Origin of the sequence: Lentibacillus sp., assembly GCF_035301675.1 — a bacterium.
Classification (GTDB): Bacteria; Bacillota; Bacilli; order Bacillales; family Amphibacillaceae; genus Lentibacillus.
In genome coordinates, this window is sequence record NZ_DATGTT010000059.1 from 23,432 (window position 1) to 29,431 (window position 6,000).

Consider the following 6,000-nt stretch of genomic DNA (forward strand, 5'->3'; position numbering starts at 1 on the left):
GTCTATTTAATACTTAGAAAGAATTGTATAATTCGATAGCTGCCAGTACCACAAAGATAACAATAATGGCGCCTAAAATCAGATTATTAGCCACACCATTCCGGTATTGTATTTCCACATTTTTAGAATTTAATAACAGCATCAGCGTGATGGCTAAAAAAGGAAGAATGGTTGCGCTGAATGCCAGTCCGATTAATACAAGCAACACCGGATCATCCATAAATAAAAACAACATGGATGGAAATGTTAACCAAAGCAAATATGCGCGATAAGCAGGATCTTTTTCAGAAATATCGCGATTTGATTTTTTATCTTTGCTCTTTAACAGTTGAACAAAATCCGTAAAAATATATGGAAGTCCGTTCCAAGCCGACAGTAATGATGTGAACGCTGCTGCCCAGAAGCCGATCAGAAGCAGCCAGGTGGCGACAGACCCGAATCTTTCACCATAAATTTCAGCCATTGTGACAAGACCTTCATTCCCCGAAATCGATATACCCGCTCCATATAAAAACTGATAAGCTACAATCATAAGTGCAAAGCAAAAAATGCCAGTAATAATATAAGCTACGGCGGAATCAAGACGCATTATTGACATCCATGGACCGCCCTGCCAATTTTTTTCGCGTATCCAATAGCAGTAATAAGGAATGGAAGCAGCACCACCGACACCACTGATTAGTCCCAGAGTTTGTAAAAATGACCCATCCGGCATCCGAGGTACCAGCCCGTTTGCTAATTCTCCAATACTGGGCAGGACAAATAGCGCTGAGCCTACGACAGTAATAAACATAACAATAACAAAAAATTGCATAATACGTTCAAATTTTTGATATCCTCCAAACCATCCGACAGCAAGTCCGATCAATGCATGAATGATTGCCCATCCCCAGACAGGCAGAGCCGGAAACAGTGCCGATATAAATAGGGCACATGCGGATGTCACGGCAGCGCCATAAATAAGCCCGAATAAGACAACATAGACCACATAATAGCCTGAAACCCATCTGCCGAGGGACCGCCATCCTTGTAAGATTGTTTGTCCAGTTGCCAAATACCAGCGCCCAACCCCTTCATTTAGTATATATTTTAAAAATGCACCTAAAATAACAGCCCAAATTAACAGCAGTCCAAAGTCAGCCCCTGCAACAAGGGCTGCCACTAAATCCCCTGCGCCGACACCGGCCACAGCTACAACAAGACCGGGACCGACATATGATATCTTCCATTTCTTTGGCTTTTCTACTTGAGTGTTTATTGATTGACTTGGCTCCATTGCCGCGCCCCTTTCAAGTCGTAAAAATGTATAATGGCTCCATTTTACATGATTAACTCTACTCAAACAATTCAAAATTCATTTAATTTAAAAAGGACTTAAAAGGTTTTTATTATATCTTGACATGAAGACCGCTCTGACATCATAAACAGCCCGATTAATCAGCGCGTCCCATCCAATCGCAAAAAAGCGCACAGCCCATGCTGTACGCTTTTTCTAAAATCTATTATGCCTGTGCTGCCGTAATCAGCGCGAGGTTATAGACATCCTCAGCACTGCACCCGCGTGACAGGTCATTGACCGGTTTATTCAGCCCCTGTAAAATCGGGCCGACTGCTTCGAATTCGCCTAACCGCTGGGCGATCTTGTAACCAATGTTTCCAGCTTCAAGGCTTGGAAAAATAAAGACATTGGCATCACCCTTGATGACGGCGTTCGGTGCCTTTTTGGCTGCGACACTAGGGACAAACGCCGCATCAAACTGGAACTCGCCGTCGATGACGAGTGATGGATTTTTCTCCTTCGCCAGCTCTAAAGCATTAACCATTTTCTCGGTCTCTTCCGATTGGGCGGACCCTTTCGTGGAAAAACTGAGCATCGCAATGCGCGGATCAACGTCGAACAATTTAGCCGTATTGGCGCTTTCAACAGCAATTTCAGCCAAATCCTGGCTGTCAGGGCTCATGTTGATGGCACAATCGGCAAATACATATTTTTCATCGTTGCGGACCATGATAAAGACACCCGACGTTTTCTTAATGCCATCCTTCGTTTTAATGATTTGCAGTGCTGGACGCACCGTGTCGGAAGTAGAATGTGCCGCACCGCTGACAAGCCCGTCCGCCTTGTCCATGTAAACAAGCATTGTCCCAAAGTAATTTTCATCCAGCAGTATTTGTCTCGCTTCACCAGCCGTAACCTTTCCTTTCCGGCGCTTGACAAACATATCGATCATTTCATCAAACTCCGGAAAGTCATGTGGATCGATCAGCCGGCATGCTGACACATCAACACCGGCGGATTCAGCCTTTTGCATTATCTCCTGTTTGTCACCAAGTAATATCGGCGTCACGATTCCGGCGGCGCCCAGCTGGCTGGCAGCTGTCAAAATCCGTTCATCGCGCCCCTCCGGAAAAACAATTTTTTTATCGGCATTGGCCAGTTGTTCTTTTATTTGTTCAAAAAGATTACTCATCGCAAGCACCTCCTGCTTTCTATGATACGTGAATCGTTCTACTCTGAAAACAAATAACTTCCAGGTGTTATTCTTTAATTGACATAAACATGACAAACATCCGAATCCATGCTTATCATACCCTAAATGTGATATAGTTAAAATGTGTGACAACACTAACCGGAGCATATGAAGGTCCGGGTTCCGAGTGACAGAAATCGGCGGCCGGCTGATTTCAATATTCAACATTATTCAATGCTGATCTATCATACTTAAATAAAGGAGAGATTTTGTTATGGCAGCTGAAGCAGTAAAGACCTTGGACGGCTGGTATTGCCTGCACGATATGCGCATCATTGATTGGACTTCCTGGAAAGCAGTGTCGAATGAAGAACGGCTGGAAGCAATCGATGAATTCAAAAACCTGCTGACGAAATGGGAAGCAGTGGAAGAAGCAGAAAACGGCAGTCATGCGCTGTATAAAATTGTCGGCCAGAAAGCTGATTTGATGTTTATGTTTTTGCGCCCGACAATGAACGAGTTGACCGATATTGAAACAGAATTCAATAAATCCAAATTTGCCGAGTTTTTGCGTCCTGCATCTTCTTACGTATCAGTTGTGGAGCTTTCACAGTACAGCGGCAACAGCTCAGCGGAGGATCCAAAGACACGCGAACGGCTCTATCCGATTTTGCCGAAGTGGGAGCATGTTTCGTTTTACCCGATGGACAAACGCCGGCAAGGTGAAGAGAACTGGTACTCGCTTGACTTCAAAGAAAGAGCGAGACTGCTCTATGAACATTCGAAAACCGGCCGTAAATATGCCGGCGACGTAAAGCAGCTCATTACCGGATCATTTGGTTTCGACGACTGGGAATGGGGTGTCACCCTGTTTGCCCACGACGTGGTACAGCTCAAAAAGATTGTTTACGAAATGCGTTTTGACGAAGTGAGCGCCCTATATGGCGAATTTGGCGAGTTTTTCGTCGGCAATCATCTGCCGAAAGAAGACATTGATACTTACCTGCAAGTATAAACAGACAGCACATGTCAGTTCTTGAAAAGAATCGGTATATAACCGGTTCTTTTTTTATTGAAAACAACAAATTCCCTCCATCTGCCTTGCCCCCAACATCGGCAGCTGATATTGCCGAAAATTATTCAGCACTTCTTCTCCGCACCTGTCATCAATTTCGTTTTTGTTTCATATATATACCCAGTAGACCAAAACAGCATGAACATGACAGAAATGAGTTATTCTCATTTGGCATTTTTCAGCCACGCATCGATTCATCCGAATGTCCGAAAGTTTATTAATTTTATATAGGAGGTTTTTTCATGAGTGAAAACAACAACACAAATTATCCGTACGCCAGCTACTATCCGTATCAGCCATATCCCTACTACTATTATCCGCAGTCATCCCCGGCGTACTACCCTTTTTATGATTCAAGACAGGTGATGCCGCCGCAAAACCAACAAAACCAACAAAACCAGCAGCAGCAACAGCAGCAAGCTCAAAATGTCCAGGGTATGCTGCCGATGGAACAATCATACATTGAAAACATTCTGCGGTTGAACGAAGGAAAACGTGCCACGGTTTATATGACATTTGAAAACAATGAGGAATGGAATGCGAAAGTTTTCCGGGGGATCGTTGAAGCAGCCGGTAGAGATCACATTATTTTACGTGACCCGCAAACTGGCAAAAGGTACCTGCTCTTAATGATCTACCTGGATTATGTGACGTTTGATGAAGAACTGAACTATCAATACCCGTACGGCAATGACGGGCAGATGTCGTAATACCCGGCAAAATAACCAGTATGTTCCCGCTTCAAAACCAATAAAAAAAGCGCCCGGTGTCATTGGGCGCTTGGATTTTCTTACACACAAAGGGGCAATTGTTATGCGCAATCAATATGAAAAATACATACGCGTGGAATTGCTGACACTTGCACTTGCAGTCGTCATTGGACTGATTGCGATCGTGCAAGGGTTTGTGATCATCATGCTGCTGTGTGTGTATCTGCTCGCCTTCAGCATATTTTGCGAAGGATTTCTTTTTCTTAATACCAACCGCCCTGCTGATGCCATCAAACAGATTGCCAAAGCAGGGATGCTTATGCTTTTGGCTACAATCCTCTTTCTTGCGCTATAATCCTCACAAATATTTTTCCCCGCATATAATGGTCAGTAACCCGACTAATAACACCGGTTAACTGACCATAAATGTCCGATTCTGTTCAACTAACATTCAGCGGGAAAATACACCCACTGAATGAAGTTTCACTTTACCACGGCGTATCCCAGCAATATCCAGCCTATTAAAAAGGCGACCCCGCCAAAGGGTGTTATCATGGCAAACGTTTTGATGCCGCTGACTGAATACACATAAAGGCTGCCGGAAAACAGGACAATACCGATAAAGAACATCCAGCCGGCCCAAATCAATCCACCGCTTTGCAGTTTAGCCAGAAGCAATCCGGTAACCAACAAAGCCATTGTGTGAAACATTTGGTAATTGACAGCTTTGTCCCATGTGCCGAGTGCCTTTTCAGATAGCTTCCCTTCAAGCCCGTGTGCCCCGAATGCGCCCAGGGCCACCGCCAGGAAGCCATTAATAGCTCCTAGAACAAGAAATAATTTCATATATATCCACCTCTTATCATTCAGCTCTTAAAAATCAAATAGAGATTTTCCGTTAGCATCGTCATGATCAATCGAACCGTGTACCGGCTCCGGCTGCTGCTGTTTAGCTGCTTCATCTCCCATCATTGCTTTCAGCTCCCGGTCTGTCATCTGGTGTTCGGAACCCGGGGCAGACTGTTCATCGGTCAATAATTCGCAAAGAAGCTGAATCTTGACAACGTGTTTTTTCATTGCAGTTTCATCAACGGACAGCTTCTGTGCTTCCGTCAGTTCCCGCTGCATTTTTCTGAGAATCGTATCTGTCGCGACTGCCATCATGACCTCTCCTTTTTGTCATTATTAGCGTCCAGGCCCTCTTGTGGTAAAGTTGTTTTCGTAAATCGCAATTGATATAAACTGCGACACAAACCAGAAGTTAGCGATAAGCTCTAACCGCAGCTGGAATAAACTCGCTTTCCGTGGGCTCACCACGAACCTCCTCGCTCGCAAAGACCGCTCGCTGCGGGGTCTCTTAGGCTCGCTGTCCCACAGGAGTCTCGCATATTCCAGCTGCTGGATGGGGTGTTCTAAAACAAATCTCTAATCAAACTAAAGGAAGTCGTCATTTTGAGCGCAGGAAATACACGACGACTCCTGCGGGAGCAAAGGCATAGGTGAGACCCCGCAGGGCGTCAGCCCGAGGAGGCTCACCAGCCGCCCGCGGAAAGCGGCGTGTATTTCCGGAGCGGTAGCAGACGCACCAACTTATACCTTAAGTTACGTCACAATTTATGGATTTTGTGTCAAAAACAACACTCTATTAGAAAACAGCCTATGGTAAAAACTTGGCCCGCGGATTATTTTTATAACTTACATCGCCTAGTATAACACGGACTCATTTTTGACCATACAAAAAGCC

The 6,000-nt window shown here is 44.8% G+C and carries 7 protein-coding genes; 3 read left to right on the forward strand and 4 right to left on the reverse strand.

Translation table 11 applies throughout. From position 1 onward, the window contains the following. Positions 1-13 precede the first annotated feature (13 nt). Both VK097_RS10435 and pta read right to left on the reverse strand, forming a co-directional pair. Complete coding sequence (locus VK097_RS10435; protein ID WP_324211750.1) at positions 14-1,276, reverse strand: Nramp family divalent metal transporter; 1,263 nt, start codon at positions 1,274-1,276, stop codon at positions 14-16. 226 nt (positions 1,277-1,502) lie between these two features. Further along, on the reverse strand, positions 1,503-2,471 hold the full coding sequence (gene pta / locus VK097_RS10440; RefSeq protein WP_324211751.1) for a phosphate acetyltransferase: 969 nt from the start codon (positions 2,469-2,471) through the stop codon (positions 1,503-1,505). Positions 2,472-2,745: 274 nt separating this feature from the next. On the opposite strand from pta, the gene hemQ reads away from it, so the two are divergent. From hemQ to VK097_RS10455, 3 genes are all read left to right on the forward strand, one after another. Continuing rightward, positions 2,746-3,486 (forward strand): hydrogen peroxide-dependent heme synthase, encoded by a 741-nt coding sequence (hemQ, locus tag VK097_RS10445; RefSeq protein WP_324211752.1) that lies wholly within the window; start codon positions 2,746-2,748, stop codon positions 3,484-3,486. A gap of 302 nt (positions 3,487-3,788) precedes the next feature. Beyond that, positions 3,789-4,256 carry a spore coat protein GerQ gene (gene gerQ, locus VK097_RS10450; RefSeq protein ID WP_324211753.1) on the forward strand — a complete coding sequence of 156 codons (468 nt, stop codon included), beginning with the start codon at positions 3,789-3,791 and terminating at the stop codon, positions 4,254-4,256. Between the two features lie 103 nt (positions 4,257-4,359). Further along, positions 4,360-4,611 (forward strand): hypothetical protein, encoded by a 252-nt coding sequence (locus tag VK097_RS10455; protein ID WP_324211754.1) that lies wholly within the window; start codon positions 4,360-4,362, stop codon positions 4,609-4,611. A gap of 128 nt (positions 4,612-4,739) precedes the next feature. Here the strand turns inward: VK097_RS10455 and VK097_RS10460 are convergent, their stop codons facing one another. Together VK097_RS10460 and VK097_RS10465 are read right to left on the reverse strand one after the other, a co-directional pair. Continuing rightward, entirely contained in the window at positions 4,740-5,102 is a 363-nt protein-coding gene (locus VK097_RS10460) for a DUF423 domain-containing protein (RefSeq protein ID WP_324211755.1), read from the reverse strand. Between the two features lie 27 nt (positions 5,103-5,129). Next, on the reverse strand, positions 5,130-5,417 hold the full coding sequence (locus tag VK097_RS10465) for a YwdI family protein (protein WP_324211756.1): 288 nt from the start codon (positions 5,415-5,417) through the stop codon (positions 5,130-5,132). Positions 5,418-6,000 lie beyond the last annotated feature (583 nt).

Excerpts from the sequence above, each read along its gene's own strand:
- hemQ (WP_324211752.1), top strand. The coding sequence starts at position 2,746 with ATGGCAGCTGAAGCAGTAAAGACCTTGGACGGCTGGTATTGCCTGCAC.
- VK097_RS10455 (WP_324211754.1), top strand. The coding sequence starts at position 4,360 with ATGCGCAATCAATATGAAAAATACATACGCGTGGAATTGCTGACACTT.
- VK097_RS10460 (WP_324211755.1), bottom strand. The coding sequence starts at position 5,102 with ATGAAATTATTTCTTGTTCTAGGAGCTATTAATGGCTTCCTGGCGGTG.
- pta (WP_324211751.1), bottom strand. The coding sequence starts at position 2,471 with ATGAGTAATCTTTTTGAACAAATAAAAGAACAACTGGCCAATGCCGAT.
- VK097_RS10465 (WP_324211756.1), bottom strand. The coding sequence starts at position 5,417 with ATGGCAGTCGCGACAGATACGATTCTCAGAAAAATGCAGCGGGAACTG.
- gerQ (WP_324211753.1), top strand. The coding sequence starts at position 3,789 with ATGAGTGAAAACAACAACACAAATTATCCGTACGCCAGCTACTATCCG.
- VK097_RS10435 (WP_324211750.1), bottom strand. The coding sequence starts at position 1,276 with ATGGAGCCAAGTCAATCAATAAACACTCAAGTAGAAAAGCCAAAGAAA.